General features: G+C 30.5%; 8 protein-coding genes. 1 reads left to right on the top strand and 7 read right to left on the bottom strand.

Translation table 11 applies throughout. From position 1 onward, the window contains the following. Positions 1–111: 111 nt before the first annotated feature. From GXK56_RS00360 to GXK56_RS00330, 7 genes are all read right to left on the bottom strand, one after another. Entirely contained in the window at positions 112–1,866 is a 1,755-nt protein-coding gene (locus GXK56_RS00360; protein WP_243155961.1) for a methyl-accepting chemotaxis protein, read from the bottom strand. Positions 1,867–1,936: 70 nt separating this feature from the next. Next, a complete protein-coding gene (locus tag GXK56_RS00355) occupies positions 1,937–4,297 on the bottom strand; it encodes a glycoside hydrolase family 95 protein (protein WP_243155958.1) in 2,361 nt (786 codons plus the stop codon). Between the two features lie 125 nt (positions 4,298–4,422). Next, entirely contained in the window at positions 4,423–6,567 is a 2,145-nt protein-coding gene (locus GXK56_RS00350; RefSeq protein ID WP_160683338.1) for a glycoside hydrolase family 3 C-terminal domain-containing protein, read from the bottom strand. A gap of 214 nt (positions 6,568–6,781) precedes the next feature. Then, a complete protein-coding gene (locus GXK56_RS00345; RefSeq protein ID WP_160683335.1) occupies positions 6,782–8,455 on the bottom strand; it encodes an ABC transporter substrate-binding protein in 1,674 nt (557 codons plus the stop codon). A gap of 76 nt (positions 8,456–8,531) precedes the next feature. Next, positions 8,532–9,410 (bottom strand): carbohydrate ABC transporter permease, encoded by an 879-nt coding sequence (locus GXK56_RS00340; protein ID WP_160683332.1) that lies wholly within the window; start codon positions 9,408–9,410, stop codon positions 8,532–8,534. Between the two features lie 41 nt (positions 9,411–9,451). Then, on the bottom strand, positions 9,452–10,411 hold the full coding sequence (locus GXK56_RS00335; RefSeq protein ID WP_160683329.1) for an ABC transporter permease subunit: 960 nt from the start codon (positions 10,409–10,411) through the stop codon (positions 9,452–9,454). Positions 10,412–10,741: 330 nt separating this feature from the next. Further along, positions 10,742–12,229, bottom strand: a complete 1,488-nt coding sequence (locus GXK56_RS00330; protein ID WP_160683326.1) for a glycoside hydrolase — start codon at positions 12,227–12,229, stop codon at positions 10,742–10,744. Between the two features lie 172 nt (positions 12,230–12,401). Here GXK56_RS00330 and GXK56_RS00325 point away from each other — a divergent pair, with 172 nt between their 5' ends. Next, the gene (locus GXK56_RS00325) at positions 12,402–13,262 is read left to right on the top strand and encodes a helix-turn-helix domain-containing protein (protein ID WP_160683323.1); all 861 of its coding nucleotides are present in this window, start codon (positions 12,402–12,404) and stop codon (positions 13,260–13,262) included. Positions 13,263–13,270 lie beyond the last annotated feature (8 nt).

The following is a 13,270-nucleotide window of genomic DNA, read 5'->3' as shown; positions in this document are numbered from 1 at the left end:
TAGCATTAAGTTTAGCTTGATTATATACACACCTTATTGTTCTATTATTAACTAAAACATACAAGAGTTCATTTCGTAATTTACCAATATATTATGGTATTTTGCTTTTCCTTATATAGATGCCTTAAGCTTAAAATCTTTTAACCTTGAACTCAAGGTTTCTGCCTGAGCTGCCAATTCTTCACTTGCTGCTGCACTTTCTTCTGCTGTGGAAGAATTTCTATAAACAACGTCCGCTATCTTAACTACCCTTTTGCTCATCTGTTCAATTGATTTTGCTTGTTCTTCTGATGCAGCTGCAATTTTAGTAATAACTTCAGTTGACTTTTTAACCTCATTAACCACTTCTGATAAGTTTTTTACTGCACTATCTGCTAGATCTTTTCCTTCTTCTACTGCTCGAATTGAGTCTTTAATAAGCTTATTTGTCTTTTGAGCTGCTTCTGCACTTTGAGCAGATAATTTTCTCACTTCATCTGCTACAACTGCAAAGCCTTTCCCTGCCTCCCCTGCTCTTGCTGCTTCAATTGCAGCATTTAAAGCTAATAAATTTGTTTGTTCTGCAATTGCATCAATATCGTTTATAATCTTGCCTATATCACTGGAACATAAATATATATTATCCATTGCCTTTAACATATCACTCATCTGTAAATTACTATTCTCAACGATCTTAGTAAAATTAACCGAAAGATCATTAGCAGTGTCTGCATTTCTTGCATTAGCATTAACCTGTTCGCTTACCTCTTGAATAAAAGAAGAAAGTTCCTCTATTGAATCTGTTTGTTCTACAGCTCCTTCTGATAAGGTTTGCGCTGTTACTGATACTTGTTCTGCTCCTCCATTAACTTGGCTTGATGCCTCTCTAATTTCCTGGAATATTGAATTTAAAGAGATTATTATATTATCTATAGATGTTTTCATTTCAATAAAATTACCTTCATAATTTTGACCTGTAACAACATCTAAATTTCCCTTTTCAATATTTCCTAAAACCTTAGCCAAATCTTGAATATAAGCTTTAAGATTATTTATCATTTCTGAAAATGAAGCTGCTAGTTCTCCAAATTCATCTTGTGATTTTATCTCCACTGTAATATCTAAGTTACCCTTAGCTAATTTCTTTGATATTCCTACCATTTCCTTTATAGGATTAGAAATTTTCCCTGAAAGATATTTAGCCAAAAAGATTGTTAATCCAATTCCTGCTGCCAAGGCTATTATAATTGTTATTATAGATATTATTTTTAATACCATAAGCTTATTCGCCAATTCGTTTCCTACTTGAATTTTTGTTTCCATAAGAGTGCCTATACTCCTCATAGTTTCATCAGCACGTACATTTCCTTTAACTCTAAATGTATTTATTGCATCTTCATTTTTCCCTTGGGCCGATGATGAAGTAACTTCAGTTGCTACTGTTTTATATTTTTCAACATTGTCTTTTATTTTATTTAAATTATCAACTTCTTCTTTAGAAATACTTTTACTTTCTAATAGTGGCAATGTTTCATCTATAACCTTAAAACTCTTTTCAAGCTTCTTCTTTGCAATAGCTTTTTCATTTGAATCTTCTATGGTTAAAATATCTCTCACTATAGCACTAATATTTTCAACTTCCATCCCAAATTTACCTATTTCACCTTGTGCAAAGCCATAATTCATCAAGGCATTATTATAATCACTATTAGTTTTTTGTAAGAATACCAATCCTAATATACTTGCTAAATTTGAAATTATTAGAATTATTACAAATGAAGTAAATAATCTTTTCTTAATAGGCATTTTATCTAAAATCTCATCAAATTTTATTACTTTTCTTGGCTTTTCTTTAGTTACCTTTTTCATAAATATACTACTAACCATATTCTTCTCCTTATAAATGTAAATAAATTTTCATTTTACACTATAAATAACTAATTTATTTCTATAAAACTTAATTAAACATAATACTATACTTCTCATTTTTGTTTGTAGAGAATTCTATTAAGTTCTCTTTAATATACTTAAAATCTACATCAACCGAAATATCTTTAACTGCTTTTATCCTGCATAGCGCTCCTGCTTTTGATGTAACTTCTGCCTTGATTAGCTTTCCATTTTTCCATTCCATATCTACTTCAAAACCACCTCTAGCTTTAAGTCCTTTTATAGAACCAGTTTCCCACTCTTTAGGAATAGCAGGAAGTAAATTAATATATCCTTCATGACTTTGTAAAAGCATTTCTCCAATAGCTGCTGTACCTCCAAAATTTCCATCAATCTGAAATGGTGGGCATACATTAAATAGATTTGAAAAAGTTAATTTCCTAAATAAAATCATTAGATATTCATATGCTGCTTTAGAATCCTTAAGTCTTGCAAATAAATTAACCACCCAAGCACAGCTCCACCCTGTATGACCTCCTCCATTGCTTAATCTTCTTTCTAAAGATACTCTACTAGCTTCAAGGAAATCCTTTGTGTTTTCTTCATTTATGTCACTACCAGGATATAGTCCAAATAAATGAGATAAATGCCTATGACCTATTTCAAATTCATCAAAATCTTTAAACCATTCCTGTAATTGACCATGCTTTCCTATTTTATAAGGATATAATTTTTTTTTTGCTAATTTTAATTTTTCACCAAATTCTAAGTCATTCTCTAAAATCTCTATTGATTTAATACAATTAGTAAATAACTCTCTTGTAATTGCCATATCCATTGTAGCTGCAATACTTGGTGAACATTTTTCTCCAGCTTCCGTAATAAAATTATTTTCTGGCGAAATTGATGGGCAAGTTACTAAATATCCATTTTCATCACTTATTAACCAATCTAATAAAAAGACTGCTGCCTCCTTCATGGTTGGATAAACTTCCTTTAAGAATTCCTTATCTTGAGTAAATTCATAGTGCCCCCAAAGATGGCTACATAGCCATGCTCCTGCCATAGGCCAATATGCCCATTCAACACTGCCTCCTGCTGGTGCTGTCTGCCTCCACAAGTCTACATTATGATTTGCTGTCCATCCCTTGCAGCCATATCTTAGCTTTGCTGTTTCACAACCAACTTCTGATATTTCCTTTATCATTTTAAACAAAGGTTCATGACATTCAGATAAATTACATATTTCTGCTGGCCAATAATTCATTTCCACATTTATATTAGTTGTATAATTACTACTCCAAGCAGGCCTTAAATTCTCATTCCAAATTCCTTGAAGATTAGCTGGCTGAGTTCCTTTTCTAGAACTAGATATTAAAAGATATCTGCCATATTGAAAATATAATGGAATCAAAGCTAGATCCTCTTCACCCTCAATAACCTTTTCTAATCTCTCATTAGTTGGGATTATGTACTTTTCGTCTTGACCTAAATTAAACTCTACTCTACTAAATAAAGCTTTATATTTCTTTAAATGTGTTGAGTAAAACTCTTCAAATGTTTTATGATTAATTTTTTCTAAAGTTTCCTTGCAAAGTAGATCTGTATCTTTGCCTTCTGTTCCAGGTTCATGCTTAAAACCATTAAAGCTTGTATGAGCTATAATTTTTATTAATACACTATCTGCTGCTTTAACCTTTAGAATTCCATTTTCAGAACTTATATTCCCATTACAAACCTTTGCATCTAATACAATTTGAAAATCCATTCCTCTTTTTCCTTCTTCATCATAAATAATTGGATTTTCTTCGTCTGTATAAGAAGGTGCTGCATGTATTGGCGCTTTTCCTTTTAAAACTATTGAATTTTCATTTATAGATTTTGTCTCAAATCTTAAAAGACTATCTAAAGATGCATTAAAAGTTAATTTTCCCTTTTCACTAGCAGTAAGCTTAATAATAATCGCATTATCTGGTGATGAAATAAATATTGTCCTACTAAATTCAACTCCATTTATTTTATAATTAACTCTTACAAGTCCTTCTTCTAAATCTAACTCTCTATTATATTCCTCATACACATCATGGTTATCAAAATCTAAATATAAATTTCCCATAGGAACATATGATTCATTCCATGGACCAAGTAATTTATCATTCATTATTTCTTGTCCCTTAACATATTCTCCATGAAACATTAATTCTCTTACCCTATCCAAATTATCTAAAAATAATCCACAGTTTTCTTTTTTTATAGGCCCACCTGTCCACAATGTATCCTCATTTAGTTGAATTCTTTCTTTGGAGACCTTTCCAAATACCATACTTCCAAGTCTTCCATTTCCTAATGGAAGTGCTTCTATCCATTCATTTGCTGGCTTTTCATACCACAATTTTAGTCTGCTGTCTTTGCTTATTTCCTTTTGCACCTAACCTTCCCCCTTATAATATATAAGTTAGTTTTTTAATGTATAGAAAAGTCTAAAAAATTAATTTTTAGACTTTTCTATAATACTTATTATAAATTTATAATCTTTAATCTCTTCTATGATATTTAAAATTTATAATTTGAATTTATGTTAAATTCCTTTTTTAATCTAATATCTTTAGAGGAACTTCCAACAAGTATTTCAAATACTCCTGGTTCAACAATCCACTTTTTGTCTTCAACGCCATAGAAAGCCAAGGACTTTTTATTTAATTTAATTTCAATTTCTTTAGTTTCACCAACTTCTAAATAAACCTTATCAAACCCTTTTAATTCTAATTTAGGTCTTTCCACTGATGCTTCTATATCTCTCACATATATTTGAGCTGTTTCGGCTCCTGGTTTATCACCTGTATTTGTAACTTTGAATTTGAGATTTACATCAACCTCTTCTGCTGATTCTTTTGCTGATACCTCTAAAGCTTCATATTGAAAGCTTGTATAAGAAAGGCCATGTCCAAAGCAGAATAATGGCTCTATCTCAAAGGTTTCAAAATATCTATATCCAACATATATTCCTTCTGAATATTTAACTGTCTTTCCACCAGGGAATTCTCCTAACTTATGTGCAGGACAATCTTCTAATTCTCTTGGGAAGGTAACAGGGAGTTTACCTGACGGATTAACATCTCCAAATAACACTTCAGCAAGTGCATTTCCCCCCTCCATTCCGTTATACCAAGTTTGAACAACTGTATTAGCATCGTCTATCCAATTAGTCATTTTAACTGGTGCTCCAGAAAGCATTACTACAATAGCATTTTCATTAACTTCTAACACTTTCTTAATAAGTTCATCTTGGTTATAAGGGAGATCTAAATCTGTTTTATCATAACCTTCACTATCAACATAGTACTTTATTTCTTCATCCTTTGATACTGAAAGAGCATTGTTTTCTAACTTCAACTCATCATTTGTATGCTTTAAGCCTCCAATTATAATTACAGCATCAGAAGTTTTAGCTAATTCAACAGCTTCTTTTATTAATACTTCTTTCTTAGTCTTATCTGGACCATAACCTTTTGCATATTTAACTTCTGTATTACCACCTAATCTACTTTTTATTCCAAGTAATGGAGTCACTTCATATAAAGCTTTTATTTCAGCACTTCCACCGCCATTTGAATGTATTAAGTTTGCATTTTCACCTATTACTGCTAAAGTCTTTATTTTCTTATCCTTTAATGGAAGTATTTTATTTTCATTTTTAAGTAAAACTATTGATTCTCTTGCAACATCCAATGTCCTTTCTCTGTGCTTTGGTGAATTATAAACACCTCTTTTTCTATCTTCTGAAAATACATTTATCTTGTACATCATTCTTAAAATTCTTCTAATTTTTTCATCTACTACTTCTTCGCTTACTTTTCCTGCTTTTACTGCTTCTACTAAAGGCTTTGCAAAGAAATAATCATCAAAATTATAAGTTACATTCATTTCTATATTCATACCAGCAACGGCTGCTTCTACTGTATCATGAACTGCTCCCCAGTCTGATACAACAACACCATCAAAGCCCCATTCTTCTTCTAGTATTTCTTTAATTAAATACTCGCTATGTGAACAATAATAACCAAATAGTTTATTATATGCAGTCATTATAGAATAACTATTTCCCTCTTTTACTGCTGCTTCAAAGGCCGGTAAATATATTTCTCTTAAGGTTCTTTCATCAATTTCAACTTCAACATTTAGTCTTTCAGTTTCTTGATTATTTACTGCAAAATGCTTTACACAAGCTGCAACATCATTATTTTCCTGAATTCCTTTAATAAGAGGCACTGCCATTTGCCCAGTTAAGTATGGATCCTCAGACATATATTCAAAGTTTCTTCCACAGAGAGGACTTCTAACTATATTAATTCCAGGTCCTAATATTATATCCTTGCCTCTTCCTCTAGCTTCATTTCCTAAAACTACTCCTGCTTCAAAAGCCAAATTCTTATTCCAAGTTGCTGCTAAAGCTGTATTACAAGGTAGATATGTAACATAATCATCTGAATTCCCTATTGGCATCCAACTATCATCGGGGAATTCATTTCTTACTCCCATAGGTCCATCAGACATTTTTACTGGTGGTATATTAAATCTTTCAACTCCTCCAGTTCTAAAAAGTCCATTGCCATGGATCATTGCTGCCTTTTCTTCTATAGTTAATTCCTTTATTATTTCTTCTATCTTTGCTTCATAATCTAATGTTTTCTTATTCATAATTCCACCACCTAATATAAATCTAATTATTCTATCAAGTTAATTTTAATAGTTTTATCCTTTAATAAATTTATAGCAACTTATTTTATTGGATATATTTTCCTATACAATGAAATAGAGGATAATCCATTTGCAGCTTATCCTCTATCTCAAATTATCATTACTTTATATGTGGTTAACATATAATCCTTAATTGATTTTTTTAACTAATTTATTAGTTCCAAAGTTTAATTCTTTCTACTGTTAATTTACTCATACCTTCATTAACTTTTTCAATATCCATAGCTTTAAGATCTTGTTGAATCTTATCCCATGCCGCATCAAAATCTGCTTCTTTACCAAGAATTGCTTGAGTTATTGCTTTTTGAGTATAATCATCGGCTTTCTTTTGAATTATAGCCATATCACTATCACTAGGAATATTATATTGCCATACTTGTCCATGTTTTGATACGCTTAATTCGTTTCTTTGTGGGAATAACTCTGGCCATGATTTAACTCCATACCCAGCTAATGTTGCTTTTTCAGCTTCATTATAGTTTGAAATATAAGTTTCTAAGCTATTAGTTGTATACGCATTTCCTGTTGGATCAGTAGCACCGTCTCCTCTTTGAGGAAATGGATATATATATTGACCTATACCACTTATTTTCTTAAAGTTTTTATCGACATTCTTTTGTTGTTGCACTTCTGGTAAAACTACTCTCTTACCATTTTCAACTTTATAATGTTTCCCTTCAATTCCCCAGTTTACTAGCACTTGTGCTTCGTCAGATGCCATCCAGTCTAGAAATTGGAATGCTCTATCAGCATTTTTACTTGTAGATGAAATTGCAATACCAGGCGCTCCACCAAATCCATAATCTTTTAATGATTGAACTTTATACTTTTCATTTACTGTAACTGGAAGTCTTGCATATGTTCTATCATCCATTCCTGCTTTACGTAATGATTGTGTTGAAGTGTCATAATCCCATATTGCATCTGAAATTCCTAAAACATTACCTTGTGCTAATTTAGCTTTATATGCATCTTCTTTTTGAGTAAATGATTCTGGATCTAATAACCCTTCTGCATTCATGTGATTTAACCATTTAAAATATTCTTTAATTTCTGGTAATAAGAATTTATAAGTAGCTTTTTGAGTTTCATCATCTACCTTAAATTGACCATCATCTGGAATTCCAATTGCTGCAGATGCTATATTACCACAAGTTATTAACCATCTCCAGTCACTGGCCATTAGTGTCATACCAATTGTCTTCTTACCATTTATTTCTGGATATTTTGCAATATAATCTTTTATAGCTTTTTCATAATCATATATTGTTTTAATTTTTGGATACCCCAGTTCTTTTAAAACAGCTTGTTGTAACTGCATAGTTCCATCTGGATTCCAAGGTGCTGTACTAACTCCATATGTTCCAACAGTATATATTGATGGATCTTCTGTGCTATTTCTTAATCTCTTAATTTGATCCCCATATAATGCTTTTAAATTCTTACCTTTTTTCTCAATATAATCATCAAGTTTAATAATTGCTCCAGCATCAACTAATTTACCTGTATCTCCTTTAGCAAAAATCAAATCTGGATATTCTCCACTTGCTATCATTAATGGTACAGCTTGCAAATCTCCTGCTGTAACTGGGTGTGATATTTTTAATGTAACTCCTGTAAGTTCTGTTATTTTCTTTGCTACTTCATCATCAAAGGGCATATCTTCTGCCGAATCTACAGTAAACATAGTTAAAGTTATTGGTGTCTTATCCATTTGATTACTGTTTGAACTTACAGCCGATTCTTTTTTTCCGCTTCCACATCCAACTACAAGTGAAGCTAATAAAGTAACTGAAAGTATAACTGATAAAATCTTGCGCTTTTTCATAAATTTTCCCCTTCTTTCTTAGGTTTTAAAAAATATATAAAATACTATTTATTTAAATATAGTTATTTTAAACTTATTAACTTTTAACTGCTCCTAAAGTCATTCCTGTAACAAAATATTTTTGTACAAATGGATAAACACATAAGATTGGAACTGTTGCAACCATAGTTATTGCCATTTTTATAGATTCTGGATTAACACTAGCTGCTTGTACTACAGGACTGTTCGGATCTACTTTTGCACTTCCTGTTGCATTGCCCATAACCTTCATAAGTTCATATTGAAGTGTTGTTAATCCATCACTTGTTCTTGCATATAGATACGTATCAAACCAACTATTCCATTGACCAACTGCTATAAAAAGAGCAACCGTTGCAATTACTGGCAAGCATAATGGCAATACTATTTTTGTAAATATTACAAAATCATTAGCACCATCTATCATAGCAGATTCATTTAATGCTGGTGGTAATCCATTTATAAATGACCTGATAACAATTACATTAAATGTACTGATTAATCCTGGTAATATATATACTGCAAAGTTATTAACCAACCCAAGGCCTCTTATTACCATATATTCTGGAATTAATCCTCCTCCTACATACATTGTTAAAACAAATATTAATGTAATAAATTTATTAAATACAAATTCTTCTCTGCTTAATGTATAAGCTACCATTGCACTTGCTAAAACTCCAGTGAAAGTTCCTATCACAGTTCTTAATACTGAAATTAGTAAACCTTGTGGTAATTTACTGCTACCCTCAAATATTTCCTTATAATTTTGGAATGTAAATTCCCTTGGGAATACATAAATTCCGCCTTTAACAGTATCTGTTGCATCATTTAGCGACACAGCCAAAACATTGAGAAATGGATATATTGTCACTACTGCAATTATTATCATTATTATTGTTAATATTACATCAAATGTTGAGATTTTTCTTCTCATTAAACTTCCTCCCAATTCTTTTAGTTTTTAATACCTTCTCGCTAAATTAAAGCACCTTCACCAGATTTCTTAGCTAACTGATTTGCAATAACTATTAAGATAATACTAACTACTGATTTAAATATACCTATAGCTGTACCAAAAGAATATCTAAACATTCCAATACCATAATCTAATGCATATTTATCTATTACTAAGGATTTATCTGCAACTATTGGATTTCCAAGTAACATTTGTTTTTCAAAACCTATATTTAATAAGTTTCCTATACTCATTATTAGTAATACTATTATTACTGGCTTAATTGACGGCAACGTTATGCTAATTATTTGTCTAAACCTGCTTGCTCCATCAACTTTTGCCGCATCATATAATTCTGGATCTATAGAAGTTATTGCTGCTAAATATATTATTGCATTCCAGCCCATTTCCTTCCAGACATCACTACTCGTAACTATTCCCCAGAAAAAATTTGGATTTGATAAAAATGATATAGGTTCATTTATTATATGACAACCTACTAATATTTGATTTACAATTCCGCTTGGTGCAAGCATACTTGTGATTATACTAGCTGCAACCACCCATGATATAAAATGCGGTAAATATGATATAGTCTGAATTGACTTCTTAAATTTTGCGTTTTTTAATTCATTTAATAATAAGGCAAACGCTATCGCACTTATTGTACCGAATACAAGGCCTAATATACTCATCCCTAAAGTATTTTGCAACGACTGATAAAATTGTGGTTCATTAAATAACACCTTAAAATGTTTAAACCCTACCCATGTTTGATTAAAGATAGATTTACCAGGTTTATAATCTTGAAATGCCATGAGCCACCCAAATAGTGGTAAATACTTGAATACTATTATCCAAATAACAAAAGGCAGAGACATAAATACTAAGAATCTTTGTTTCTTTATTATTTTCCATGAAATTTTCTTTTCTTTTTTAACTTGTATTGCGTTTTCTGCATCATTAACTGAGACTTGCATCTTTTGCTACCTCCATACTAAATTCCTATCGATATATTAATATTATTTTTTATTTTCAAATACCCATAAAAGTGTATATGTTTTCATATAAAAATTAGAGTTATTTCCATATAAAAACATAACTTTTTAAAGAACCAAATTCAAAACTCAAGTTATAATGCCTATTGCAGCTTTTTTAAGTTTTTATGCTTTATTATAAATACCTATAAATTTATATATCTTATGAAAACAATGCACTAACAAAATGAAGTCAAAAAAATTAAAGCAAAATATTAGATTCTGCTTTAATCTTTTTCTCTACTCCAAGTAAGAATTAAGTATAATCTAGAGTTACATTAATTGTATGTTTATCAGATAAACATCATTCTGCCTCATGTCTATATCATATATAAAATCTATTCCTTCCTCAATTGTAATATACTTTTGTATAACAGGCAGTCCTGTTGTTTTAGAATTTAATATTTCAACCTGTTCCTTTGACATTGTACCACTATAATTTATATCTAAAAATTCAGTATATACATCATTTTTCTTATACCCTACTCTATACACTGATAACATGTACTTTCCAGATTTCAAGTTACATAAACATAACTGAGTCTTTTCAGCTGGAATGGCTGGTAAATCTTTTTTATAAAATGTTTGATTCGGAATATTATCTTGCTCAATATGTGTATAATCCCATAATAAAATCTGAACGCCTTTATCATTTTTACACACCCATGCATTTTCATCATTACATTTCAATTCTAGCTCTCCTAATTGATTCAAATACTTGTAAGCAAAGAAAGAAGGTTTTTTTAGTCCTTGTACATTTAACATACCAAATCCACCATGAAAATGTGTTTTAGGTGGAGCTGGTTCTTCAAAAATATCAGAAAACACCCAATATGACATTGAATTTACCTTCTCTTCACATTTCTTTATTTTAGATAATATATACGCTGCTGAGTGATATGAATCATGAATAGGATCATTAGGTGAATATGATGTACTCCATTCAGTAAAATGTATTTCTAATTCTGGCATAGGTGATGCTTTAACTTGTTCATGTACTTTAATTACATCATCACTTATTGCTCCAGGCTTAGGATCAATGAAAAGCTGTTGAACTCCAAATTCATCTAAAAATCCATCTACCCCATAAGTATGTGTTGAAACAAAATCAGCTGGAACTTTATTTTTATAACAGAATTCTATAAATTCAGTTACCCAACCACATCCGGCAGTAGCTGGTCCTCCAACTTTGTAATCACCAGATACACTTTTAATTATTTTTGAAGTAACTTCATAAAGTTTAAAATACTCCTCCATACTTCCAGTAAAAAATCCACTCAGATTAGGCTCATTCCAAACTTCAAAATACCATTGACTTACTTCTTCTTGTCCATATCTTCTTGTAAAATGCTTTACAAGTTCATATATTAACTTTTCCCATTTATCATAGGATTTCGGTGGTGTTACATTGCCCTTCCACCAAAATACTGTCTCAGTACCACTAGCTAATGCTAGAGGCATAAATCCTAATTCTACAAAAGGCTTCATTCCTATGCTTAAAATATAATCATATAGTAAATCTATATATTGCCAATTATAAATAGGATTTCCTTGTTTATCCTCACTATACACAGCCATATCATCATGTAGTAATCCATGAAATCTTAAATACTTAAAGCCACATTCACTGCTAACAATTTTCATATGTCTCTGTTGCTCTGCTAAAAGTCCTTCATAAGCACGTCCACATCCTACACATTCTTTAAACATTTTATTATGTTTGCCTTTTACTATATTAGTATCTGCTTTTATAAACCTCATAATATTATCATCCTTTCATGATCACCTTTTACGATCACTAACTACTTATTTTTAAAGAATTATAATATATAACCACTAAGTATTCCTTGACTTTTCAGCCTATAAATAGCATTATATAGACATAAAAATTTTGTATCCATATAAATTTTAATTATTACATGAGGTGTATTAAATGGAATATATGTACCTACACTATTTTAGCCAAGAAGATAACTTCCCTTTTTTTATACAGTATGGAGAACATGATACAGACATGCCTGTTCACTATCATTGTGATTTTTCTGAATTAGTAATTGTGTTAAATGGTACAGCAAATCACATTGTCAATTCAGAAGAATATTTTATAAAAAAAGGAGATGTATTTGTGATTAATGGTGATACCTCCCATGGCTACATTAATACTTACAATTTAAAAATTTGCAATATAATGTATAAGCCAGAACATTTGCACGAAGTAGGTAATGACTTAAAAAAATCCTCAGGCTATCAATCCCTTTTTGTTATTGAACCCTTTTTAGTAAAGAAACATAATTTCAAAAGCAAACTTCATTTAACACTTTCAGAATATGAAAAAGTAAAAGAAATTATCTTTAATATCATTAAGGAATATAATGATCGTCAACAAGGATTTCAAACAATGATTTATTCTCATTTTATGGCGTTAGTAGTTTTTTTATCCAGGCAATATAATCTTCTTAGCTTAGAAACAGAAGATAATATTATAAATATAGCAAAAGCCATATCATATATGGAAAATAATTTTCTAGAGCAGATTAGTTTAAATGATTTAGCAAACAAAGCAAACCTTTCAATAAGACACTTTAATAGAATTTTCAAAGAAAATTATAAAACCTCTCCTATGAATTACATAATTAATCTTCGTATTCAACATGCATGCTTATTGTTACGAAAAAGCACACTTAAAATTTCAGATATAGCTTATGAAAGTGGCTTTGATGATAGTAATTATTTTTCAAGGCAATTCAAAAAAACAATAGGCTTATCACCGAAAGAATATCGTCACAACAATTAAAATCCAAC

This window comes from Clostridium sp. C2-6-12 (assembly GCF_009928485.1).
Lineage (GTDB): Bacteria > Bacillota > Clostridia > Clostridiales > Clostridiaceae > Clostridium.
This window is presented reverse-complemented; position numbering and strand designations above follow the sequence as displayed.

Excerpts from the sequence above, each read along its gene's own strand:
- GXK56_RS00360 (WP_243155961.1), bottom strand. The coding sequence starts at position 1,866 with ATGGTTAGTAGTATATTTATGAAAAAGGTAACTAAAGAAAAGCCAAGA.
- GXK56_RS00350 (WP_160683338.1), bottom strand. The coding sequence starts at position 6,567 with ATGAATAAGAAAACATTAGATTATGAAGCAAAGATAGAAGAAATAATA.
- GXK56_RS00345 (WP_160683335.1), bottom strand. The coding sequence starts at position 8,455 with ATGAAAAAGCGCAAGATTTTATCAGTTATACTTTCAGTTACTTTATTA.
- GXK56_RS00340 (WP_160683332.1), bottom strand. The coding sequence starts at position 9,410 with ATGAGAAGAAAAATCTCAACATTTGATGTAATATTAACAATAATAATG.
- GXK56_RS00335 (WP_160683329.1), bottom strand. The coding sequence starts at position 10,411 with ATGCAAGTCTCAGTTAATGATGCAGAAAACGCAATACAAGTTAAAAAA.
- GXK56_RS00330 (WP_160683326.1), bottom strand. The coding sequence starts at position 12,229 with ATGAGGTTTATAAAAGCAGATACTAATATAGTAAAAGGCAAACATAAT.
- GXK56_RS00325 (WP_160683323.1), top strand. The coding sequence starts at position 12,402 with ATGGAATATATGTACCTACACTATTTTAGCCAAGAAGATAACTTCCCT.